Raw genomic sequence first — 21,503 nt, 5'->3', positions numbered from 1 at the left:
TTTGGGCGGCCACACCCCCATTTTTGAGATTGGCCCCACGAGGCGAATCCGAGCGTTTCTAAATAAAAAATTGAGGAGCACATCGATGCGCGTAATTCTGCTGGGAGCTCCCGGGGCCGGTAAAGGTACTCAGGCAAAGTTCATCACCGAAAAGTTCGGTATTCCACAGATCTCCACCGGTGACATGCTGCGTGCTGCGGTCAAGGCCGGCACCGAGCTGGGCCTGAAGGCCAAGAGCGTGATGGACAGCGGTGGCCTGGTGTCCGATGACCTGATCATCAACCTGGTCAAGGAACGCATCAGCCAGGCCGACTGCGCCAATGGCTTCCTGTTCGACGGCTTCCCGCGCACCATTCCCCAGGCCGAAGCGCTGGTGAAGGCCGGTGTCGAGCTGGACAACGTGGTGGAAATCGCCGTCGACGACGAAGAGATCGTCCAGCGCATCGCCGGTCGCCGTGTGCACGAGGCTTCGGGCCGGGTCTACCACACCGTCTACAACCCGCCGAAGATCGCCGGCAAGGATGACATCACCGGTGAAGACCTGGTGCAGCGCAAGGACGACACCGAGGAAACCGTGCGTCATCGCCTGTCGGTCTACCACTCGCAGACCAAGCCGCTGGTGGAGTTCTACCAGCAACTGGCTGCCACCCAGGGCAAGCCTAAGTACAGCCATATCCCTGGCGTCGGTTCGGTGGAAGTGATCACCGGCAAGGTACTCGAAGCCCTGAGCTGAGTTGCCTGAGCGTTTGATCGTTGAACGGCCCGCTTGCGGGCCGTTGCTGTTTATAATGCGTCACTTTTTTCAATGCCTATGGAACCCCGAATGAGCACCTTGCTGGCCCTGGACACCGCGACTGAAGCTTGCTCCGTTGCTTTGCTGCATGACGGCAAGGTCACGAGCCATTACGAGGTGATCCCGCGCCTGCATGCGCAGAAGCTGTTGCCGATGATCCAGGAGCTGCTGGCCAATGCCGGGGTGACCTTGCAACAGGTCGAGGCCATTGCCTTTGGCCGTGGGCCGGGTGCCTTCACCGGGGTGCGCATCGCCATCGGCGTGGTGCAGGGCCTGGCCTTTGCTCTGGAGCGCCCGGTGCTGCCGGTATCCAACCTGGCGGTGCTGGCCCAGCGGGCTCTGCGCGAGCATGGCGCGACCCAGGTGGCTTCGGCCATCGATGCGCGCATGGATGAAGTCTATTGGGGCTGCTACCAGGAAGTTGCCGGCGAGATGCGCCTGGTGGGCGCGGAAGCGGTATTGCCGCCGGAAGTCGCGGCCCTGCCCGAAGGTTCCAGCGGCGACTGGTTCGGTGCGGGCACCGGTTGGGGGTATGGCGAGCGCATTGCCGTCGAACTCAGCGGCCAGGACGCCGGCATGCTGCCGCATGCGGTCGACCTGCTGACCCTGGCGCAATTTGCCTGGGAGCGCGGCGAGGCGATCGTTGCCGACCAGGCCCAACCTGTCTATCTGCGGGACAAGGTCGCTACTCCCAAGGCCCGTTGAACCCAGAACAAATGTGCACGGTTATGCGGATAACTCCCGCATACGCCCGCCAATCGTCCGTTTTTTCAGCCTGAACCTGCCCGGTTTTAAACCTTTTGGCTTTTCTGTGTTCTAGTTATCACTTGGGCATTTGCTAAGTCGAAGCGGTGCCGCTAAATTGCCATCATCGACCCCGGGCTTTTCTGTATGCGTATAGACGGCATCTCCTCTCAGTCCTACCCCATCAAGCGCAAGCCTCGCAAAGGCCGTGCGCTGGTAGACGAGTCCCTGGACGATGCCGACGCCATTGAAGTGCAGCCCGAGCCTTCGACCCAGAGCCGTTCCCAGGCTTCTTCCCCACGTACCGGCAATCTTCCCGCCCGCCCCCAGGACATGATCTTCCAGCGGGCGATGAAAAAGAGCGTGGCCAACGCCCTGGCCAGCTACCTGACCACCGCCGGCTTTGTCGATTGGGATATGGAAGTGGTGGGTCTCGACCTGCATATCTGATGCTGCCTTATTTCCTCGGTTGTCCTTCCTGGAGCGAAAACGCCTGGCGTGAGTACCTGTACCCGGAAGACGCCCGGCCCAATGATTTCCTCGGCCTGTATTGCCAGGTCTTCAACGCCGTCGAAGGCAATACCACCTTCTATGCACGGCCGGCGCCCGGAACCGTGCAGCGCTGGGCCGAGATCATGCCCGAGCACTTTCGCTTTACCGCCAAGTTCCCCGGTGACATCAGTCACGGCGGCGACCTGCGCGAGCAGTTGAGCGCCGCTGAGTCCTTTATCCAGCTGCTCAGCCCCCTGGGTGAGCGGGTGTCGCCGCTGTGGCTGCAATTGCCGGCCAGCTTCGCGCCCCAGCGTCTGGCGGAACTGGCCGGGTTCATCGATGGCCTGGAGCGGCCGCTGGCGGTGGAAGTGCGGCACCCGGAGTTCTTCACCAAGGGCGATGCCGAGCGCATGCTCAACCGGCTGCTGCGCGAGCGTGGCGTGGAACGCATCTGCCTCGACCCGCGGGCCCTGTTCAGTTGCACGTCGACCGCTCCTGCGGTGCTGCATGCGCAGTCGAAAAAGCCCAAGGTGCCACCGCGCCCCGCAGCCTTCACCCAGTTTCCCCAGGTGCGCTTCATCGGTCATCCGGAGCTTGAGGCCAACGATCCTTTCCTTGAACCCTGGATCGACAAGGTCGCCGGCTGGATCGAAGAAGGGCGTACGCCCTACGTGTTCCTGCACACTTCGGACAACCGTCTGGCGGCCGAACTGGCGCGGCGTTTTCACGCCCGGCTGATGCAACGTTTGCCTGGCTTGCCCGCATTGCCTGAGTTATACAGAGAGCCCGCTGCGGAGCAACTCGGCTTGCTCTGAAGCGCCTTCACGGCCTTCTTCAGGAGCGAGCCAATGGACGCGCAAACCCTTCGAGCCACTGCCTTCAGGGCCCTGCATGAACGTGCCGGAGCCTTCGTCATTCCCAACCCCTGGGATGCCGGTTCGGCGAAGATGCTCGCCAGCCTCGGCTTCGAGGCCCTGGCCACCACCAGCGCCGGCTATGCCTTTTCCCTGGGGCGCCCGGATGCCGAAGGTGCACTCAGCCTGGAGGACACGCTGGACAACGTGCGCAGCATCGTCGGCGCCAGCAGCCTGCCGGTGGCGGCGGACCTGGAAAACGGGTTTTCCGACAGCCCCGAAGGCTGTGCCCAGGCGCTGCTTCTTGCGGCGGCCAGCGGTGTGGTCGGTGCTTCGATCGAGGACGCCACGGGCCATGCCGAGCAGCCGATCTACGATTTCCAGCTGGCGGTGGAACGCATCGAGGCCTGCGTGGCGGCCGTTCGCAGTCTGCCCTTTCCCTTTACCCTGACCGCCCGGGCGGAAAACCTGCTGCACGGGCGTGATGATCTGGCAGACACCATTCGCCGCTTGCAGGCTTTTGCCGAGGCCGGTGCCGATGTGCTCTATGCCCCGGCCCTGGGCAGTGCCGAGGATATCCAGCAGGTGGTGCGAGCGGTGGCGCCCAAGCCAGTGAACGTGCTGATGTCGGGAGGCCTCAACCTCAGCGTGGCGCAACTGGCGGAGCTGGGCGTCAAGCGCATCAGTGTCGGTTCGGCCCTGGCGCGGGCCGCTTACGGAGCCTTCTACCGGGCTGCGCTAGATATCCATAGCCACGGGCGTTTCGATTTTGCCGACCGGGCGATGCCGTTCGGGCAGATCAATCAAATGTTCAAGCAGCCGTGAAACGGGAGTGTCTGTGCGGGTAGTGAAAGTCCTGGGCGCCTTGTTGTTGCTGGGCGCCCTGTTGTTGATCGGTGTTCGCCTGGGCTGGTTGCCCGTCGCGGACAGTTGGAATCCCTGGGCGCCGCTGGACGTGCGGGCCAAGCCCAACCTGTTGACCCGTTTCAAGCTGGCGCGGCTGCGGGATGACCCGCAACTGTGCGACCAGGTGCTGGCGGGCTCGGGTTTGCGTACCAGCCGCCAGCTCGACAGCCGCACGGACGTCGCTTGCCCATTGAGCAATACCCTGCGTGTACAGGGTGGCGACGTGGCCCTGAGCAGCAGCTTTCTTGCCAGTTGCCCGCTGGCGGTGGCCTTTGCCCTGTATGAGCGCCACGGCCTGCAGTCGGCCGCGCAGGCGGTGTACGGCCAGCGGGTGGCGCGAGTCGATCACCTGGGCAGTTTCGCCTGCCGCAACATGTACAGCCGCGAGAGCGGTGCCCGCAGCCAGCATGCCAGTGCCAATGCCCTGGACATCGCCGGCTTTCGCCTGGGGGATGGGCGCAGCATCAGCGTGCTCCGGGATTGGCCCAAGGACAGCAATGAAGGCCGATTTCTGCGCCTGGCCCGGGATGGCGCCTGTGACGCGTTCAACGTGGTGCTGGGGCCGGACTACAACAATGCCCATCGCAACCACTTTCATCTGGATGTAGGGCCTTGGTGGGTGTGTCGCTGAGGCTGGGCTCAGGCGGCGATGCGTAGGTTCTGCAGGATCAGCGGGCGGGCCCAGCCGATATCGAAGTCCATCGCCCGCTGTTGCTCGATGAGTTCCTGAGGCGGGAACGGCTCGGCGGGTTTGTCCAGCAGGTCCAGTTCGAATTCGGCGATCGGCAGGTGCAGTGGGCGGGGCTCCGGCGCAGGGCCTGGAGCAGGAATCGGCTGGCCGGCGTTGAGCACGATCGGGCGTACCCAGCCACTTTCGAAATCCTGCTGGCGCTGTTGGGCCACGATCTCTTCTGGCGGGAAGGGTGGGGCGGGTTTATCCAGCAGGTCCATTTCAAACTCGGCGATAGGCAGGAACAGCGGCTCCGGCGGGCGGACCTCGGTGTCTTGCACGTCGCAATGACGCTGATTGACGATCTGCGCCAGCACATCGCTGCCGCCAGCCGGTTCAACCGGGCCATCGATGGCCACCGCCGGTACCGATTCAACGCTCGCACCTTCACCCCGTTGCTCGGCCAGGGCCTGGGCAAAGAAGTCCTGCCACAGATGGCTGACGCCGCTCAGTGCCTGGGAGTTGCGCAGGCCATAGTCGCCGTGGGGCGAGATATAACCTATCGATGTGCGTTGAATGTCTGACATTGCTCTCGGTCGACGCTTGAGCTCTGGCAAAATGGCCGATAGTCCTGTTATCGGCAGTTTTTGCCGATCATTAATTTTTTGAGTGTGTTTTCAGATGAATGAGCAACCCGCAGCCTGCCGCATCAAAGTCGAGGCCCTGGGCGCCGGATTCGCCCCAGCGGCCGAGCAATGGGCCGAGCGCCTGGGGCTGGCGCTGCAGGTCGATGAGGCCGAGTTCGCCTTGCAAGTGGGTGAACAGGGCCTGCAGTTGCAGCAATTGGGACCGGACGCGCCCGGGCCGGTACGGGTGGATTTCGTCGAGGGTGGTGCAGCCCATCGGCGGCTGTACGGCGGCGGCAGCGGGCAGATGATCGCCAAGGCGGTGGGCGTGGCCCAGGGCGTGCGACCACGGGTGCTGGATGCCACGGCCGGTCTGGGCAAGGATGGCTTCGTGCTGGCGACCCTGGGTTGCGAGATGAGCCTGATCGAGCGCCAGCCATTGATTGGTGCGCTATTGGAAGACGGCCTGGCCCGCGCTGCGCAGGACGCCGAGGTAGGGCCTATCGTGGCCCGCATGCACCTGCTCAAGGGCAATTCCATCGAGCTGATGCGCAACTGGCAGGGTGAACCGCCCCAGGTGATCTACCTCGACCCGATGTTTCCCCATCGGGAGAAAAGTGCCCTGGTGAAGAAGGAAATGCGCTTGTTCCGGCCACTGGTGGGCGATGACAACGACGCCCCGGCCCTGCTCGCCGCGGCCCTGGCCCTGGCCAGCCACCGGGTGGTGGTCAAGCGTCCGCGCAAGGCGCCGTGCATCGAAGGGCCCAAGCCCAGCCATGGACTGGAGGGCAAATCCAGCCGCTACGACATCTACCCGAAGAAGGCCCTCAAGGCCTGAGCCCCCTGTAGCAGCCAGCTTGCCGGCGAAGGCGGTCTTCAGTCCGCTTCGCTGGCAAGCCCGCTCCTACATCAGCCAGCTCCTGCACCTGCCGGTTTCTACGGCCGGTAGGCGCGGATGAACAGCGCCACCACTTCCTGCACATGCTCCTCTGCGGCGGCGCCCCTCAAGGGTTCGCCGCAGCCGTAGAGCAGGCGGAAATTCGCCCCGCCCTTGAGTATGCAGAAAAAGTGCTCGGCGGCGTTGCGCGGCTTGTCGATGCGCAGGGTGCCCAGCTGATTGATCTTCGCCAGCAGCCGCTCCATGCCCTGCAGCACCCGTTCGGGACCGGCCTCGATGAAGATCTGCGAGAGCTTGGGGTCCTGGCTGCCCAGCGTCATGATCAGGCGGTGCAGGTTCACCGACTCGTCGCTGTTGATCAGATGGTGAAAGCCCCGGGCGATGTTCAGCAGGACATTCTCCACCGGCGTTTCGGGGGTCAGTTCGTAGATCAGCGTGGGCAGCTGTTCTTCGCACTTGGCCACCACAGCGGCGGTGAACAAGGTCTCCTTGTCATTGAAATGGCTGTAGACCGTGAGCTTTGAAACCCCGGCCTCAGCGGCGACCGCATCCATGCTGGTACTGGCGTAGCCATTGCTCAAGAACAGGACTTTGGCTGCTTCGAGAATGGCCTGGCGCTTGGCCAGATCCTTGGGCCTGCCTGGCCCAACGTTTGCGGAAATATTGTCGGACATTTTTTCGCTGTTAATACTGGACTGGTGAGTTTGCTATTAATAACATACCGGCCAGTATAAATATTCCAAGCACCATTAGCGAAAGGTCGCCGCCATGTTCCGCTATGCCTTGCCAGTCAGCCTGGCTTTTTTTCTGTCTGCTTGTGGGCACGAAGAGCCCGTTCAAATTGGCATCCGGCCGGCCATGGTGGTCCAGCCAGAGCCTTCGGCAAGAGCTTCGGACAGCTACCCGGGCGAGGTGCGCGCCCGCTATGAGCCGGACCTGGCATTCCGTATCGGCGGCAAGGTCAGCCGACGGCTGGTGGAGGAGGGCGAGCGGGTCAAGGCCAACCAGCCCCTGGCGGAGCTCGACCCGCAGGACGTGCGCCTGCAACTTGAAGCCACCCGGGCCCAGGTCACTGCAGCCAGCGCCAACCTCAACCTGGTGCGCGCCGAGCGTGATCGCTACAAGACCCTGCTGGAGCGGCAGATGGTCAGCCATTCCCAATACGACAACGCCGAGAACCTCTACCGTTCCGGCGAAGCGCGCCTGAAGCAGATCAAGGCCGAGTTCGATGTGGCCAACAACCAGGCCGGCTACGCGGTGCTGCGCGCGCCGCAGGACGGCGTGGTGGCCAAGCGTGCGGTGGAAGTGGGGCAGGTGGTGGCGGCCGGGCAGACGGTCTTCACCCTGGCCACCGATGGCGAGCGTGAGGTGCTGATCAGCTTCCCCGAGCAGAACTACGGCCGCTTCAAGGTCGGCCAGCCGGTATCGGTGGAGCTCTGGACCCAGCCGGGCCAGCGTTTCGACGGGCGCATCCGCGAGCTGTCGCCTGCTGCCGATCCCAAGTCCCGGACCTTCGCCGCGCGTATTGCCTTCACTGCCGGCAAGGTTCCCGCCGAGCTGGGCCAGAGTGCTCGGGTGTTCATCCAGAGCGGCGATGCGGTGCCGCTGTCGGTGCCGCTGTCGGCGTTGTCCGCGGAAGGCGGGGCGACTTATGTCTGGCGGGTGGATGCCAACAATACCCTGCACAAGACCCCGGTGCGGGTCGGCGCCTTCGGCGAGAAGAGCGTGCCGGTGCTGGAAGGGCTGAGCGCCAGCGATTGGGTGGTGGCCGCGGGGGTGCATGTGCTCCATGAGGGCTTGCAGGTGCGCCCGGTGGATCGCTCCAACCGCGTGGTCAATCTGGCGGCCAAGGAGTAATCCCCGATGGGTTTCAACCTTTCCGCCTGGGCGTTGCGCAATCGCCAGATCGTTCTGTTCCTGATGCTGCTGCTGGCCATTGTCGGTGCGCTGTCCTACACCAAGCTGGGGCAGAGCGAGGATCCGCCTTTCACCTTCAAGGCCATGGTGATCCGCACCAACTGGCCCGGGGCCACGGCCCAGGAAGTCTCGCGCCAGGTCACCGAGCGCATTGAAAAGAAGCTGATGGAGACGGGCGAGTACGACCGCATCGTGTCCTTCTCGCGGCCGGGGGAGTCCCAGGTGACCTTCATCGCCCGGGACTCGATGCACTCCAACGAGGTTCCCGAGCTGTGGTACCAGGTACGCAAGAAGATCAGCGATATCCGGCAGACCCTGCCGCCCGGTATCCAGGGGCCGTTCTTCAACGATGAGTTCGGCACCACCTTCGGCAATATCTATGCGTTGACCGGGCAGGGCTTCGACTACGCGGTACTCAAGGACTACGCCGACCGCATCCAGATCCAGCTGCAACGGGTCAAGGACGTGGGCAAGGTCGACCTGCTGGGCCTGCAGGACGAGAAAATCTGGATCGAGCTGTCCAACGTCAAGCTGGCGACCCTGGGCCTGCCCCTGGCGGCGGTGCAGCAGGCCCTGGAAGAACAGAACGCAGTGTCCACCGCCGGGTTCTTCGAGACTCCGAGCGAGCGGGTGCAACTGCGGGTGTCGGGCAATTTCCAGACCGTGGAGCAGATCCGCAATTTCCCGATCCGCGTCGCCGGTCGTACCTTCCGCATCGGTGATGTGGCGGACGTGCGTCGTGGTTTCAACGATCCGCCCGCGCCGCGCATGCGCTTCATGGGTGAAGACGCCATCGGCCTGGCTGTGGCGATGAAGGAGGGGGGTGACATCCTGGTGCTGGGCAAGGCCCTGGAAGGCGAGTTCTCGCGCCTGCAGAAAAGCCTGCCGGCGGGGATGGAACTGCGCAAGGTGTCCGACCAGCCGGCGGCGGTGAAGACTGGGGTGGGCGAGTTCGTCCGGGTGCTGGCCGAGGCCCTGATCATCGTGCTGCTGGTGAGTTTCTTCTCCCTGGGAGTGCGGACCGGGATGGTGGTGGCCCTGGCGATTCCCCTGGTGCTGGCGATGACCTTCGCCACCATGTACTACCTGGGGATCGGCCTGCACAAGATTTCCCTGGGGGCGCTGGTGCTGGCCCTGGGCTTGCTGGTGGACGACGCGATCATTGCGGTAGAGATGATGGCGATCAAGATGGAGCAGGGCTTCGACCGGATCAAGGCCGCCAGCTTCGCCTGGACCAGTACCGCCTTCCCCATGCTCACCGGCACCCTGATCACTGCGGCGGGCTTCCTGCCGATCGCCACGGCCCAGTCCGGCACGGGCGAATACACCCGTTCGATCTTCCAGGTGGTGACCATTGCCCTGGTGGCCTCGTGGATTGCAGCCGTGGTGTTCGTGCCGTACCTGGGGGAAAAACTGCTGCCGGACCTGGCGAAGATCCACGCCGCCAAGCACGGCGCCGAATCCAATCCCCACGGTACACCCTTCTACCAGCGGGTCCGGCGGGTAGTGGGCTGGTGCGTGGAGCGGCGCAAGACGGTGATCGTCCTGACCATCCTGCTGTTCGTAGGCTCGGTGATGCTGTTCCGTTTCGTTCCCCAGCAGTTCTTCCCGGCCTCGGGTCGCCTGGAACTGATGGTCGACCTGAAGCTGGCGGAAGGCGCGTCCCTGAGCAACACCGCCGATGAGGTCAAGCGCCTGGAAGCCCTGCTCAAGGAGCATGCGGGCATCGACAACTACGTGGCCTACGTGGGCACCGGTTCGCCGCGGTTCTACCTGCCGCTGGACCAGCAACTGCCGGCCACCAGCTTTGCCCAGTTCGTGGTGCTGGCCAAGAGCATCGAGGAGCGTGAAGAGCTGCGCGGCTGGTTGATCGAAACCCTCAACGAGCAGTTCCCGGCGCTGCGCTCGCGGGTCACGCGCCTGGAGAACGGGCCGCCCGTGGGCTACCCGGTGCAGTTCCGGGTCACCGGCGAGCACATCGAGGAAGTCCGCGCCCTGGCGCGCAAGGTAGCGGCCAAGGTGCGAGAGAACCCCCATGTGGTCAACGTGCACCTGGATTGGGAAGAGCCCAGCAAGGTGGTCTACCTGAACATCGACCAGGACCGGGCCCGGGCCTTGGGAGTGAGCACCGCCAACCTGTCGAAATTCCTCCAGAGTTCGCTGATCGGCTCCACCGTCAGCCAGTACCGGGAAGACAACGAGTTGATCGAGATCCTGCTGCGGGGTACCCGCGAGGAACGCACCGAACTGTCGTTGCTGCCGAGCCTGGCGGTGCCTACCGAGAATGGCCAGAGCGTGTCCCTGTCCCAGGTGGCGACCCTGGAGTACGGCTTCGAGGAAGGGGTGATCTGGCACCGCAACCGCCTGCCCAACGTCACCGTGCGCGCCGACATCTACGGCAAGGAGCAGCCGGCGACCCTGGTGCAGCAGATCCTGCCGACCCTGGAGCCGGTTCGCGCCGAGCTGCCCGATGGTTACCTGCTGGAAGTGGGTGGCACGGTCGAGGACTCGACCCGGGGCCAGAACTCGGTGAAGGCCGGCGTGCCGCTGTTCATCGTGGTGGTGCTGACCTTGCTGATGATCCAGCTGCGCAGTTTCTCGCGCACGGCCATGGTGTTCCTCACGGCGCCCCTGGGATTGATCGGGGTCACCTTGTTCCTGCTGGTGTTCCGCCAGCCCTTCGGCTTCGTGGCCATGCTCGGGACCATTGCCCTGTCGGGGATGATCATGCGCAACTCGGTGATCCTGGTGGACCAGATCGAGCAGGACATCAAGGCGGGGCACAAGCCCTGGGATGCGATCATCGAAGCCACGGTGCGGCGTTTCCGGCCCATCGTGCTGACCGCCCTGGCGGCGGTGCTGGCGATGATCCCGCTGTCGCGCAGTGTGTTCTTCGGGCCGATGGCAGTGGCCATCATGGGTGGGCTGATCGTGGCGACGGCGCTGACCCTGTTGTTCCTGCCGGCGCTGTATGCGGCCTGGTTCAGGGTCAAGAAAACCTAGGAACCGGTATGCGGGAATACATCCTGTAGGAGCCGGCTTGCCGGCGAAGAGGCCCTTGGGGCAGGCGCTTGTCCTGGCGACGTCTTCGCCAGCAAGCTGGCTCCTACAGGTAGCGGGGAGGCTTACAGGGTGCCGAAGACTTTCTTGGCCAGGCTGGTGGCGGCTGCCGCCGGGTTCTGGCGAATGGTTTCTTCCTGCTTGCCGATCATTTCGAACAGGCCATTGAGGGCTTGTTCGGTCACGTAACTCTCGATGTTGGCGCTCTTGGCATCCAGCACGCCGAGCGTCGCAGCCTGGCCGGCGAAGGAGTTGTACTGCTTGGCCAGGCCGACCTGGTCAGTGGCCTGCTTGACGATCGGCAGGAACTTGGCGCGGATCTGCTCGCGGCTGCTCTTGTCCAGGTATTGGGTGGCGGAGTCCTTGCCGCCGGCAAGAATGCCCTTGGCGTCAGCCACGGTCATCTTCTTCACGGCATCCACCAACAGGGCCTGGGCTTGCGGGACAGCGGCCTCGGCAGCCTTGTTCATGCTGGTTTCAAGCTGATCGACCTGGTCGCCCATGCCGAACTGTTTCATTTTTTTCGCGACCTTGCCCAGGTTGCCTGGCAGCTCGATGCGCACCTCGGGGTTGTTGCTGAAACCACCTGGGGTGCCCAGCTGTTTGACGGCGATCTGCGCACCCTGGGTCAGGGCATCTTTCAGGCCACCGCTGGCGTCACCCTGGGACAGGTCGCTCAGGGACAGGGCCAGGGCGCTGGCGGAGATCAACAGACCAGCGCACAGGCTGGTGAAACGAAGCGAAGTACGGAGCATGGCGGCTTCCTTGTGCAATAAGAATTAACGAACAGCGTCGACCCGCAGCTTCAAGGGCTGCGGGTCGCTGCCGTCGAGTTTAACGGTGTTGTTTTCGGTGGTGATGAAGACCAGCTGGCCAGCCACTTCAATCCGCGCGCTGACCGAATAGCGGTGGCCGGGCTTGACCTGGGCCGGGTCGTAGCTGAGGTGAAAGGGCAGCGGCACCTGGCCCTTGACCGGACCACTCTGCTCGGCCAGGACCACGGCAGGGGCGTCGGCCAGTGACACGTCCTGCAGGCTCACGCTCAGGGTGGCGGCCGGAGGCAGGGCGATGCGCTGCAAGTAGAAGACTTCGCCGTCGAGGCTGGCCTTGGCAGCGGGATTCATGGACTGGCAAGCGCCGAGCAGCGCGGTGGCGGCCAGCAGGCTGAGCTTTTTCATCGCGGATCTCCGTATCGAGGGCGCCGCAGCTGCTCCGGCGCCCGTAAGAATCTAGTCGTTTTGCGCAGGTGCCGCGAGCTGGTCGGCGGCGTCTTCGCTGCGGTGCAGGGCGACCTGGCGGATCGACAGGCGAATTTCTGCCGGCAGCACGCGCTTGGCGGCACCTTCGGCCAGCTCCCCCAGCGCTTCGTGGTAGCTCAGCTTGCCGGCTTCGTCGCGGCGCAGCACACCCTGGTCCAGCAGGGTCTGGATAAAGTGGCGGAACAGGCTCTTGTCGAAGAACTCCGGGGCATTGAGGCCATGCAGGATCGACAGGCGCTGGGCCATGACCGTGCACAGGTCTTCCAGCTCCTCGGCGCTGATGCTGTTCTGGCCGCTGTTGAGCAACAGGGAAATAGCCATGTAGAAGCGTTGCAGGGTCTGGGCAATGCTCTTGGACAGCAGGGTCAGCAGGACGAAATGCCGCGAGCTCGGGGCCGGACGCTGGTACAGGTCCTTCTCGAAGCGCAGCAGGCCCTGTTCGACAAAGGCCTCCAGCCACTGGTCCACCACCGCGTCCAGCTCATCCAGCGGCCAGCGGATGAACAGCTCCGATTGCAGGTAGGGATAAAGCGCGCGGGTATAACGCAGGATCTGTTCGCGGCTCATGCGCGACGAGCTCTGGAAGAAGCTCGCCAGCAACGCCGGCAGGGCGAAGATGTGCAGCACGTTGTTGCGGTAGTAGGTCATCAGGACGGCGTTCTGCTCGTCCAGGTAGAGGATCTTGCCCAGGGCGTCGCTCTGTTCGGCCAGCAGGTCCATGTCCTTGACGTGCTGGATCAGAGCCCGGCCGTCGCCTTCGGGCAAGGTGGTGTGGGGCGAGTAGGGCACGCGACGCAGTAGTGCCAGGTACAGGTCCAGGACCCGCGCCATGGCGCGGTCGTCCAGGGCCAGGCGGGTGGTGGAAAGCAGGGCCAGGGCCACCAGGTTCACCGGGTTGATCGCCGCGGCTTCGTTGAGGTGCTGGGCCACCCGCTCGCCGAGACGGTTGGTGGTTTCATTGAGCCAGGCCGGGCGGTACTGCGGGCCCAGCTCCTGGGTCCGCCAGTCCGGCTGTTCCTGGTCGAGGAATTCCGCCAGCTTGATCGGTTCGCCGAAGTTCACCGCCACCTGGCCGAAGCGCTGCTTGAGGGCGCCGATGACCTTGAAGATGTCGAAAATCGACTCTTTCTTCTTACTCGCGCCGCGCAGCTCGCCCAGGTAGGTCCGGCCTTCCAGCACCCTTTCATAGCCGATGTACACCGGTACGAAGACGATGGGCATGCGCGAGGAGCGCAGGAAGCTGCGCAGGGTGATTGCCAGCATCCCGGTCTTGGGTTGCAGCATGCGCCCGGTGCGCGAACGGCCGCCCTCGACGAAGTACTCCACCGGGAAACCCTTGGTGAACAAGGTGTGCAGGTATTCGTTGAACACCGAGGTGTAGAGCGGGTTGCCCTTGAAGGTGCGGCGCATGAAGAAGGCCCCGCCGCGACGCAGCAGGCCGCCGATCACCGGCATGTTGAGGTTGATCCCGGCGGCGATGTGCGGCGGGGTCAGGCCGTTGCGAAACAGCAGGTAGGACAGCAGCAGGTAGTCGATATGGCTGCGGTGGCAGGGCACGTAGATCACTTCGTGGCCCTGGGCGATCTTCTGCACGCCTTCGAGGTGGTTGACCTTGATCCCGTCGTAGATCTTGTTCCAGAACCAGCTCAGCACCACTTCCAGGAAGCGGATCGCGGTGTAGGTGTAGTCCGAGGCGATCTCGTTGCCGTAGCGCAGGGCCTGGGCCTTGGCTTTTTCCGGGGAAATCTTTTCGCGCTCGGCCTCGTCGAGGATCGCCTGTTTCACCAGGGGCTGGTTCAGCAGGCCCTTGACCAGGTTGCGCCGGTGGGAAATGTCCGGGCCGATGACCGCAGCCTTGAGGTTGCGAAAGTGCACCCGCAGGATGCGCTGGGCCATGCGCACGGTGCGCTCGTGGCCCTTGTTGTGCTCGATCAGCTCGCGCAGGTTGATCGGTGCGGAGAACTGCACCCGGGTCTTGCGTCCCAGGATCATGATGCTCAGCAGCCGGCGCAGGCGCCCGGTGACCGCCCAGCTGTCGGCGAACAGCAGCTTCCACGGGCTCGATTCGCTGTCCGGCGACTGGCCCCAGAACACGCTGACCGGAATGATCTGTGCATCTTCGGCGGCATTCTGGGTCAGGGCGCTGACCAGCCGGGTCAGGGTCGGTGGCGCCCCGCGCTTGTCCTGGCGACCAAGCCAGTCGGGCTCCGGGGTCAGGTAGAAGAAGGCCGCCGGTTCCAGCAGGTTGCCTACCGACACCGGCAGTACCGGACGTGGCAGCCCGGCCTTGGTGCATTCGGTATCGACCACGGCGAGATCGGTCAGGGACGGGTTTTGCAGGACGTAGAACACCGGTCGGCTGCGGTCGAGGTCGAGGGTGAAGGACGACTGGTTGATGGTTTCCGAGCGGACCCAGAGGTACAGCAGTCGGCGCAAGGTGCCAAACACAAGACGGCGGATCGGGGAGCGGGTCATACGGCTTCTGCGTGAGTGAGTAGAAAACCGAGCAACTGCTCGGGGCCGGTAGTGTGCCGGATTCGCCGAAAATCGGCAAAAAAGCGCCGAAACAAGATTGAGTTGAGAGTTTTTACGCCTGTCATATACTCGGCCGACTCTCCCGCGGTCGTATCGCTTTCACTCATAGAGAGGCAGGCTGGGGGAAAGTTCTCAGGGTTTGGTTGCAGTGCGCCAATCCAATAATAAAAAAATGAGGTATGGATTCATGACTACTCGTGAGACAGGCAACGTGAAGTGGTTCAACGACGCCAAGGGCTACGGTTTTATCCAGCGTGAAGGCGGGGCGGACGTATTTGTCCACTACCGGGCGATCCGTGGCGAAGGCCACCGCTCCCTGACCGAAGGCCAGCAGGTGGAATACGCTGTGGTCGAAGGCCAGAAAGGTCTGCAAGCCGAAGACGTCGTCGGCCTGTAACCCACCCTGTAGGAGCTGGCTTGCCAGCGAAGGCGCCCGTCTATCGAACGCAAGTCTTGAAGGCCTCTTCGCCGGCAAGCCGGCTCCTACGGGTATGCACTGTTCAGGCAGTGCGCCAGGTAATCTCTTCTTCACCGTCGGCGCTGATGCGAATCCAGCGATCGGCGGACTCTTCACCCTCTTCCTCGACCCAGCTGCCCGGTGCGCAGCGCACCTCCACATTCAACGCGGCAAAGGCGGCGCGGGCGCAGGCGATGTCGTCATCCCACGGGGTCTGGTCGCTTTCCAGGTACAGGCTGTTCCACTTGCCCACGGCCTTGGGCAGCCAGGTCACGGGCACCTGGCCGGCGGTGCATTTGTAGGTCTGGCCTTTTTGTACCCAGTCGCTGCACGGGCCAAGCACGGCGCCCAGCCAGGCGGCGATGGCCTTGTAGTCGACGTCGGCGTCTTTCAGGTAAATCTCGATATCGGGCTGGCGCATGGATGTCCTCATTGCCGGTCTGAAAAATCCATTCGCGGATTTCTTCGGCCGCGAGCACAGGCTCGGGGCCTTGGGTTTTAGTGGGTTATTGCAGCACGAAGTAATCGTAGCGCATCGATACGCTGACCTCGAAAGGCTCGGCCTGCTCGATCACCGCGGCGCGGCGCTCGGCGCTGGCGCGCCAGCCATGGGGCGTCATGGCCAGCAGGTTGGCGCGGTCTTGCGGGCGTTCCAGGTGCAGCTTGAACTCCAGGGTTTCGCTGTGGGCCAGGGCCATGCCTTCGGGCACCAGGGCCAGGTGCTTGTCGTCGGTGTATTCGCGCACTTCGTCGTACAGGCGTTCGCGCAGTTCCATCAGGTGGCCGCTGGTGGGACCTACCTTCATCAAGCCGCCGCTGGGGCTGAGCAGGCGCTTGGCCTCCAGCCAGTCGAGGGGGCTGAAGACGCTGGCCAGGAACTGGCAGCTGGCGTCCGCCAGGGGGATGCGCGCCATGCTGGCGACCATCCAGGTCAGTTGCGGGGCACGACGGCAGGCGCGCTTCACCGCCTCCCGGGAAATATCCAGGGCGTAGCCATCGGCAGCGGGCAGGGCCTGGGCCAGTTGCGCGGTGTAGTAACCCTCGCCACAGCCGATGTCGACCCAGCGCTGGGGCGCGCGTTCTGCCGCCAGCTCCGCCAGGCGCCGGGCCACCGGGGCGTAGTGCCCGGCGTTGAGAAAGTCGCGGCGGGCCTCGACCATGGCCTGGTTGTCGCCCGGGTCACGGCTGTTCTTGTGCTGCACCGGCAGCAGGTTCAGGTAGCCCTGGCGTGCACGGTCGAAGCGATGCCCGGCCGGGCAGACCACGCCGTTGTCCACGGCGTTCAGCGGGGCACTGCAGAGAGGACAGGCAAGCATCAGGCGAGCAACTTGATCAGGGTCTGGTAGTAGATTTCGGTCAGCACATCGAGGTCGCTGGCCAGTACCCGCTCGTTGACCTGATGGATGGTGGCGTTGACCGGGCCCAGTTCCACCACCTGGGTGCCCAGGGTGGCGATGAAGCGCCCGTCGGAGGTGCCGCCACTGGTGGAGGCCTTGGTGTCGCGCCCGGTGACCTGCTTGATGCTGGCCGATACCGCGTCCAGCAGGGCGCCGGGTTCGGTGAGGAACGGCAGCCCGGACAGGGCCCACTCCACATGCCAGTCCAGGCCGTGCTTGTCGAGGATGGCCGCGACCCGCTGCTGCAGGCCTTCCACCGTGGATTCGGTGGAGAAGCGGAAGTTGAACAGCGCGGTCAGTTCACCGGGAATCACGTTGGTGGCGCCGGTGCCGGAATTGAGGTTGGAGATCTGGAAACTGGTGGGTGGGAAGAAGGCGTTGCCGTCATCCCAGTGCTCCGCCGCCAGCTCCGCCAGGGCTGCGGCCGCCAGGTGGATCGGGTTCTTCGCCAGGTGCGGGTAGGCCACGTGGCCCTGTACCCCGCGCACGGTGAGCTTGGCGCCGAGGGAGCCGCGGCGGCCGTTCTTGACCACGTCGCCCACCAGGCTGGTGCTCGAAGGCTCACCGACGATGCACCAGTCCAGGCGCTCCTTGCGTGCCGCCAGGCGCTCCACCACGGCCTTGGTGCCATGGTGCGCGGGGCCTTCTTCGTCGCTGGTGATGAGGAAGGCTACCGAGCCCTTGTGGTCCGGGTAGTCGGCGACGAAACGCTCAGCGGCCACCAGCATGGCCGCCAGGCTGCCCTTCATGTCCGCTGCGCCACGGCCGCAGAGCATGCCGTGCTCGTCGATCAGAGCGTCGAACGGGTCGTTCTGCCAGGCCTGGACCGGGCCGGTAGGCACCACGTCGGTGTGGCCGGCAAAACACAGCACCGGGCCTTCATGCTGGCCATGGCTGGCCCAGAAGTTGTCCACGTCCTCGATGCGCATCGGTTCCAGCTTGAAGCCGGCATCCCCCAGGCGCTGCATCATCAGCTTCTGGCAGTCGGCGTCGATCGGCGTCACCGAGGGGCGACGGATCAGATCACAGGCAAGTTGCAGGGTCGGCGAAAGCTCGGCATGGGCCGTCATGGGTAACTCCGGTGCAAGGCATTGTGCAGGAGCCGGCGGGGCGGCGAGGGCGGTTTAATCGATACACCGCGTTGCTTGGTTCGCTGGCAAGCCAGCTCCTACAGGGTTGGGCGGGGCGCGTAAAATGGCGGATATCTTAAAGCAAAACGGCGGCCAGAGGCCGCCGTTTAGTGCTTTGGATCGATTTAGGCTGCGGGAGCCGGCTGGCTTTCTTCCGCCGGTTTTGGCAGCGACGAAAGGAAGGCCATGACCAGCGCTGCCACGTAAGGCAAAGACTGCACCAGGAGCATGGTCACCCAGAAGCGCATGTCGTTGCTCGGCAGGCCCTGCACCAGGAAGATCCCCAGCGCCGCGCCCCACAACAGCAGCATGATGAACAACTCTTCCCGGGCTTCCGAGATCGCCACCCAGAAGCCGTGGTTGTCGGCGTTCTTCGGGGTGCGGAAGAACGGGATGCTGCTGGTGAAGAAGCCGTACAGCACCGCCTTGGCGATGGTGTGGGACAAGGCCAGGCCCGCCAGGGCCGCGCAGAACGCGTCCTTGAGGTTGACCCCCACCGCACGGCGGTAGAGGAAGATGATCTTGCCCACCTTGAACACGAACAGCGCCAGCGGCGGGATGGCGAAGATCAGCAGCGGCGGGTCGACCCGTTGCGGCACGATGATCATCGCCGCCGACCACAGCAGGGCACCGACGGTGAAGAAGATGTTCATGCCGTCCGCTACCCACGGCAGCCAGCCCGCGAGGAAGTGGTAGCGCTGGCCACGGGTCAGCTCGGTGTTCTTGCCGCGCAGCAGGCTGGCGGTGTGGCGCTTGATGATCTGGATCGCGCCATAGGCCCAGCGGAAACGCTGCTTCTTGAAGTCGATGAAGGTGTCGGGCATCAGGCCCTTGCCGTAGCTTTCGTGGTGGTACGCCGCCGACAGGCCTTTCTCGAACACCCGCAGGCCCAGCTCGGCGTCTTCGCAGATACACCAGTCGGCCCAGCCCAGCTCTTCGAGCACTGTGCGCCGGGTCATGGTCATGGTGCCGTGCTGGATGATCGCGTCACGGTCGTTGCGGGTGACCATGCCGATATGGAAGAAGCCTTTGTATTCCGCGTAGCAGAGCTTCTTGAAGGTGCTTTCGTTCTGGTCGCGATAGTCCTGGGGCGACTGCACGATGGCGATCTTCGGATCGGCGAAGTGCGGCACCATGTGCTTGAGCCAGTTGCGGTCGACGCAGTAGTCGGAGTCGATCACCGCGATCACTTCGGCATCCTTGGCGGTGTGCGGCAACAGATAGTTCAGCGCACCGCCCTTGAAGCCGGCCAGGGGCGCGACGTGGAAGAACTTGAAGCGCGGGCCGAGGGTCTCGCAATAGGCCTGCACCGGTTCCCAGACCGCCGGGTCCTTGGTGTTGTTGTCGATGATCAGGACTTCGAAGTCCGGGTAATCGAGGTTGGCCAGGGCATTGAGGGTCTGTTTGACCATCTCCGGCGGCTCGTTGTAGCAGGGCACGTGGATCGAGACTTTCGGCCGGTAGCTGGAGTCCCCCTCCACCGGCAGGAATTCGCGCCGGCGCTTGTGGATCCACACCGCTTCGGCCAGTTCATGGGCCTCGGTCAGCAGCACGATGAACACCCCCAGCGCGCCGAGGGCCAGGAGGAAGCCCACCGTCAGGCTGAACCAGGTGCTGTATTGCTGGCTGTAGTCGTAGCCGATCCACACCAGCACCGAACCGCAGAGGAACGCGATAAAGGTCAGGAAGGTCCGGCCGCGCTGGCGCAGGGCCGAGCCGTCGATCATCAGCAGGGTCAGCGACAGCAGCGCCAGCACCACCGAGCCGATGGCCAGCACCCGCCATTGCGGGATCGCGACCACCGGGCCTTCGAAGTTGAATTTCTGCTGGCGCGCGGCGTTGAACACGCCCCAGTAGGCGCCCACCGAACCTTCGTCGCTGGCCTTCCACGGCTGGTCGAAGGCTTCGATGACAAAGTAGTTGTAGCCCTGGCGGTTGAGCTTGTTGACCAGGGTACGCAGGTAGATCGCCTGGTCCGCCGGGCTGGCGTCGGCGCCACCACGCATGCGGCCGTTGCTCGGCCAGCCGACCTCGGACAGCAGCAGCGGTTTTTTTGGGAACATCTTCTTCAGGTCCCGGGCGCGGTCGAGGACGAACTGCTCGGCCTTGTCCACCGGGATGAACTCCCAGTAGGGCAGGATGTGCGCGGCGATCAGGTCGACGTGCTTGGCCAGCCCCGGGTTTTCCTCCCAGACGTGCCATTGCTCCGAGGTGGTGACCGGAACTTTTACCGCGGCACGCACCCGGTCGAGAATCACCGACAGTTGGTCGGCGGTGATTTCCTTGCGGAAGATCGCCTCGTTACCCACCACCACCCGCACGACGCTGCGGGAGGTATTGGCCAGTTCGATGGCACGCATGATTTCCCGCTCGTTGCGCTCCAGGTCCGGGCTGATCCAGATCCCCAGGGTCACGCGCAGGCCGAACTCTTCCGCGAGCCTCGGGATGTCTTCCAGGCTGCCGTCCACCGAATAGGTACGGATGTTGTCGGTCAGCTTGCTCATGATCTCCAGGTCGCGACGCATTTCATCGTCGGACGGGTACTGGTCCTTCTGCGGGAACTGGCCCTGCTGGAAAGGCGAGTAGGAAAAACCGGAGATCTGTTCCGGCCAGTCGGGGGCCGAGACCGGGCGATTGATCAGCGCCCAGAAACCGGTGAACAGCGCGGCAATGGCCAGCACTATCACCAGGTTGAGTCCAAATTTACGCGATGACATAGCTATTTCGGGTTCCAAAAGGTGTGGAACGAGGGAAGGGTTGGCAGGCGCCAAACGGCGGGCATCCTACACCGGCCCTCAACTGAGCGTACAGCGCACAGAGGAAAGCCAGACCTTGGGCACTGTATTCGGGTTTAAGTTCTTTACTTGTAGCTTCAAGGTTAAAACTTGTCGCGTTGAGGCCCTATAATGCGCGCCGGTTTTTTAGGTGATGGTCATGAGTACAGAAGATCCACGGTTTGCCGGCGTCGCCCGTTTGTATGGCATTGAAGGCCTGGAGCGGCTGCGGGCGGCCCATGTGGCGATCGTCGGCGTCGGCGGGGTCGGTTCCTGGGCGGCGGAAGCCATCGCCCGTTGCGGGGTGGGCGAGATCTCGCTGTTCGACCTCGATGACGTCTGCGTCAGCAACAGCAACCGCCAGTTGCACGCGCTGGACAGCACTGTGGGCAAGCCCAAGGTCGAGGTCATGGCCGAACGCCTGCGCGGCATCAATCCGGACTGCAAGGTGCACGCGGTGCCGGACTTCGTCACCCGCGAGACCATGGCCGAGTACATCACCCCAGACATCGATTGCGTGATCGACTGCATCGACAGCGTCAATGCCAAGGCGGCGCTGATTGCCTGGTGCAAGCGACGCAAGATCCAGATCATCACCACCGGCGGCGCGGGGGGGCAGATCGACCCGACGCTGATCCAGGTCTGCGACCTGAACCGTACCTTCAATGACCCGTTGGCCTCCAAGGTGCGTTCCACCCTGCGCCGCGACTACGGTTTCTCGCGCACCGTAACCCGGCACTACAGCGTGCCTTGCGTGTTTTCCACCGAACAGCTGCGTTATCCGAAGCCGGACGGCAGCATCTGCCTGCAGAAGAGTTTTGTCGGCGATGGCGTCAAGCTCGACTGTGCCGGCGGCTTTGGCGCGGTGATGATGGTGACCGCGACCTTCGGCATGGTGGCGGCGACCAAGGCGGTGGACAAGATTGTCGCCGGCGTGCGCCGCCCGTCGGAACGCAGCAAACCCGCCGCCCCGTAGGAGCTGGCTTGCCAG

20 protein-coding genes are annotated in these 21,503 nt (G+C 63.9%); 11 read left to right on the top strand and 9 right to left on the bottom strand.

The features are described from left to right. Positions 1-85: 85 nt before the first annotated feature. The 6 genes from adk to M2395_RS15845 all read left to right on the top strand — a co-directional run bounded on the left by adk (position 86) and on the right by M2395_RS15845 (position 4,420). Positions 86-733 carry an adenylate kinase gene (adk, locus tag M2395_RS15870; RefSeq protein ID WP_015634313.1) on the top strand — a complete coding sequence of 216 codons (648 nt, stop codon included), beginning with the start codon at positions 86-88 and terminating at the stop codon, positions 731-733. Between the two features lie 90 nt (positions 734-823). Further along, positions 824-1,498 (top strand): tRNA (adenosine(37)-N6)-threonylcarbamoyltransferase complex dimerization subunit type 1 TsaB, encoded by a 675-nt coding sequence (gene tsaB, locus M2395_RS15865; RefSeq protein ID WP_019093910.1) that lies wholly within the window; start codon positions 824-826, stop codon positions 1,496-1,498. Between the two features lie 186 nt (positions 1,499-1,684). Then, positions 1,685-1,987, top strand: a complete 303-nt coding sequence (locus M2395_RS15860) for a hypothetical protein (RefSeq protein ID WP_011059498.1) — start codon at positions 1,685-1,687, stop codon at positions 1,985-1,987. Next, entirely contained in the window at positions 1,984-2,844 is an 861-nt protein-coding gene (locus M2395_RS15855; protein ID WP_026020060.1) for a DUF72 domain-containing protein, read from the top strand. Before M2395_RS15860 ends, M2395_RS15855 begins: the two co-directional genes overlap by 4 nt. 33 nt (positions 2,845-2,877) lie before the next feature. Beyond that, a complete protein-coding gene (locus tag M2395_RS15850; RefSeq protein WP_015634316.1) occupies positions 2,878-3,708 on the top strand; it encodes an oxaloacetate decarboxylase in 831 nt (276 codons plus the stop codon). Positions 3,709-3,721: 13 nt separating this feature from the next. Further along, positions 3,722-4,420, top strand: coding sequence for an extensin family protein (locus M2395_RS15845; RefSeq protein WP_015634317.1), 699 nt, complete (start codon positions 3,722-3,724; stop codon positions 4,418-4,420). An 8-nt stretch (positions 4,421-4,428) separates the two neighbouring features. Here the strand turns inward: M2395_RS15845 and M2395_RS15840 are convergent, their stop codons facing one another. Then, positions 4,429-5,046, bottom strand: a complete 618-nt coding sequence (locus tag M2395_RS15840; protein WP_015634318.1) for a hypothetical protein — start codon at positions 5,044-5,046, stop codon at positions 4,429-4,431. A 94-nt stretch (positions 5,047-5,140) separates the two neighbouring features. On the opposite strand from M2395_RS15840, the gene M2395_RS15835 reads away from it, so the two are divergent. Further along, positions 5,141-5,923 carry a class I SAM-dependent methyltransferase gene (locus tag M2395_RS15835; RefSeq protein WP_011059503.1) on the top strand — a complete coding sequence of 261 codons (783 nt, stop codon included), beginning with the start codon at positions 5,141-5,143 and terminating at the stop codon, positions 5,921-5,923. A 98-nt stretch (positions 5,924-6,021) separates the two neighbouring features. Here the strand turns inward: M2395_RS15835 and M2395_RS15830 are convergent, their stop codons facing one another. After that, a complete protein-coding gene (locus tag M2395_RS15830) occupies positions 6,022-6,657 on the bottom strand; it encodes a TetR/AcrR family transcriptional regulator (RefSeq protein ID WP_123430118.1) in 636 nt (211 codons plus the stop codon). Between the two features lie 94 nt (positions 6,658-6,751). On the opposite strand from M2395_RS15830, the gene M2395_RS15825 reads away from it, so the two are divergent. Both M2395_RS15825 and M2395_RS15820 read left to right on the top strand, forming a co-directional pair. Beyond that, positions 6,752-7,840: an efflux RND transporter periplasmic adaptor subunit gene (locus M2395_RS15825; RefSeq protein WP_011059505.1), complete on the top strand. Its 1,089-nt coding sequence runs from the start codon at positions 6,752-6,754 to the stop codon at positions 7,838-7,840. Positions 7,841-7,846: 6 nt separating this feature from the next. Then, the gene (locus tag M2395_RS15820; protein ID WP_011059506.1) at positions 7,847-10,903 is read left to right on the top strand and encodes an efflux RND transporter permease subunit; all 3,057 of its coding nucleotides are present in this window, start codon (positions 7,847-7,849) and stop codon (positions 10,901-10,903) included. Between the two features lie 122 nt (positions 10,904-11,025). Here the strand turns inward: M2395_RS15820 and M2395_RS15815 are convergent, their stop codons facing one another. The 3 genes from M2395_RS15815 to plsB are packed head-to-tail and all read right to left on the bottom strand — an operon-like array spanning position 11,026 to position 14,694. Further along, complete coding sequence (locus M2395_RS15815; RefSeq protein ID WP_011059507.1) at positions 11,026-11,715, bottom strand: DUF4197 domain-containing protein; 690 nt, start codon at positions 11,713-11,715, stop codon at positions 11,026-11,028. Between the two features lie 24 nt (positions 11,716-11,739). Further along, the gene (locus M2395_RS15810; RefSeq protein ID WP_123430119.1) at positions 11,740-12,138 is read right to left on the bottom strand and encodes a YbaY family lipoprotein; all 399 of its coding nucleotides are present in this window, start codon (positions 12,136-12,138) and stop codon (positions 11,740-11,742) included. A 51-nt stretch (positions 12,139-12,189) separates the two neighbouring features. Continuing rightward, positions 12,190-14,694, bottom strand: a complete 2,505-nt coding sequence (plsB, locus tag M2395_RS15805; RefSeq protein ID WP_011059509.1) for a glycerol-3-phosphate 1-O-acyltransferase PlsB — start codon at positions 14,692-14,694, stop codon at positions 12,190-12,192. Between the two features lie 247 nt (positions 14,695-14,941). Here plsB and M2395_RS15800 point away from each other — a divergent pair, with 247 nt between their 5' ends. Beyond that, positions 14,942-15,151, top strand: coding sequence for a cold-shock protein (locus tag M2395_RS15800; protein WP_011059510.1), 210 nt, complete (start codon positions 14,942-14,944; stop codon positions 15,149-15,151). Positions 15,152-15,254: 103 nt separating this feature from the next. Here M2395_RS15800 and M2395_RS15795 read toward each other — a convergent pair whose 3' ends face one another. The 4 genes from M2395_RS15795 to M2395_RS15780 all read right to left on the bottom strand — a co-directional run bounded on the left by M2395_RS15795 (position 15,255) and on the right by M2395_RS15780 (position 20,455). Continuing rightward, positions 15,255-15,632 (bottom strand): hypothetical protein, encoded by a 378-nt coding sequence (locus M2395_RS15795; RefSeq protein WP_011059511.1) that lies wholly within the window; start codon positions 15,630-15,632, stop codon positions 15,255-15,257. 85 nt (positions 15,633-15,717) lie between these two features. Beyond that, positions 15,718-16,527, bottom strand: a complete 810-nt coding sequence (locus tag M2395_RS15790; RefSeq protein WP_123430120.1) for a putative RNA methyltransferase — start codon at positions 16,525-16,527, stop codon at positions 15,718-15,720. Next, positions 16,527-17,678, bottom strand: a complete 1,152-nt coding sequence (dapE, locus tag M2395_RS15785; RefSeq protein ID WP_015634323.1) for a succinyl-diaminopimelate desuccinylase — start codon at positions 17,676-17,678, stop codon at positions 16,527-16,529. The genes M2395_RS15790 and dapE overlap by 1 nt, the downstream gene beginning before the upstream one ends. Before the next feature lie 185 nt (positions 17,679-17,863). Further along, entirely contained in the window at positions 17,864-20,455 is a 2,592-nt protein-coding gene (locus M2395_RS15780; RefSeq protein WP_011059514.1) for a glycosyltransferase, read from the bottom strand. 217 nt (positions 20,456-20,672) lie between these two features. Here M2395_RS15780 and tcdA point away from each other — a divergent pair, with 217 nt between their 5' ends. Next, positions 20,673-21,488 carry a tRNA cyclic N6-threonylcarbamoyladenosine(37) synthase TcdA gene (tcdA, locus tag M2395_RS15775; protein WP_015634325.1) on the top strand — a complete coding sequence of 272 codons (816 nt, stop codon included), beginning with the start codon at positions 20,673-20,675 and terminating at the stop codon, positions 21,486-21,488. The last annotated feature ends 15 nt before the right edge of the window (positions 21,489-21,503 follow it).

Source organism: Pseudomonas sp. BIGb0176, from assembly GCF_024810175.1.
GTDB lineage: Bacteria > Pseudomonadota > Gammaproteobacteria > Pseudomonadales > Pseudomonadaceae > Aquipseudomonas > Aquipseudomonas protegens.
The sequence above is the reverse complement of the archived record's forward strand: the minus strand, read 5'-3'. Positions and strand labels throughout refer to the sequence as shown.

Bases quoted from the DNA above. Each gene is read 5' to 3' on its own strand.
- M2395_RS15820 (WP_011059506.1), top strand. From the start codon at position 7,847: ATGGGTTTCAACCTTTCCGCCTGGGCGTTGCGCAATCGCCAGATCGTT.
- M2395_RS15795 (WP_011059511.1), bottom strand. From the start codon at position 15,632: ATGCGCCAGCCCGATATCGAGATTTACCTGAAAGACGCCGACGTCGAC.
- M2395_RS15825 (WP_011059505.1), top strand. From the start codon at position 6,752: ATGTTCCGCTATGCCTTGCCAGTCAGCCTGGCTTTTTTTCTGTCTGCT.
- M2395_RS15840 (WP_015634318.1), bottom strand. From the start codon at position 5,046: ATGTCAGACATTCAACGCACATCGATAGGTTATATCTCGCCCCACGGC.
- M2395_RS15815 (WP_011059507.1), bottom strand. From the start codon at position 11,715: ATGCTCCGTACTTCGCTTCGTTTCACCAGCCTGTGCGCTGGTCTGTTG.
- M2395_RS15850 (WP_015634316.1), top strand. From the start codon at position 2,878: ATGGACGCGCAAACCCTTCGAGCCACTGCCTTCAGGGCCCTGCATGAA.
- M2395_RS15860 (WP_011059498.1), top strand. From the start codon at position 1,685: ATGCGTATAGACGGCATCTCCTCTCAGTCCTACCCCATCAAGCGCAAG.
- M2395_RS15790 (WP_123430120.1), bottom strand. From the start codon at position 16,527: ATGCTTGCCTGTCCTCTCTGCAGTGCCCCGCTGAACGCCGTGGACAAC.
- tcdA (WP_015634325.1), top strand. From the start codon at position 20,673: ATGAGTACAGAAGATCCACGGTTTGCCGGCGTCGCCCGTTTGTATGGC.
- M2395_RS15810 (WP_123430119.1), bottom strand. From the start codon at position 12,138: ATGAAAAAGCTCAGCCTGCTGGCCGCCACCGCGCTGCTCGGCGCTTGC.
- plsB (WP_011059509.1), bottom strand. From the start codon at position 14,694: ATGACCCGCTCCCCGATCCGCCGTCTTGTGTTTGGCACCTTGCGCCGA.
- M2395_RS15830 (WP_123430118.1), bottom strand. From the start codon at position 6,657: ATGTCCGACAATATTTCCGCAAACGTTGGGCCAGGCAGGCCCAAGGAT.
- M2395_RS15780 (WP_011059514.1), bottom strand. From the start codon at position 20,455: ATGTCATCGCGTAAATTTGGACTCAACCTGGTGATAGTGCTGGCCATT.
- M2395_RS15835 (WP_011059503.1), top strand. From the start codon at position 5,141: ATGAATGAGCAACCCGCAGCCTGCCGCATCAAAGTCGAGGCCCTGGGC.
- adk (WP_015634313.1), top strand. From the start codon at position 86: ATGCGCGTAATTCTGCTGGGAGCTCCCGGGGCCGGTAAAGGTACTCAG.
- dapE (WP_015634323.1), bottom strand. From the start codon at position 17,678: ATGACGGCCCATGCCGAGCTTTCGCCGACCCTGCAACTTGCCTGTGAT.
- M2395_RS15800 (WP_011059510.1), top strand. From the start codon at position 14,942: ATGACTACTCGTGAGACAGGCAACGTGAAGTGGTTCAACGACGCCAAG.
- tsaB (WP_019093910.1), top strand. From the start codon at position 824: ATGAGCACCTTGCTGGCCCTGGACACCGCGACTGAAGCTTGCTCCGTT.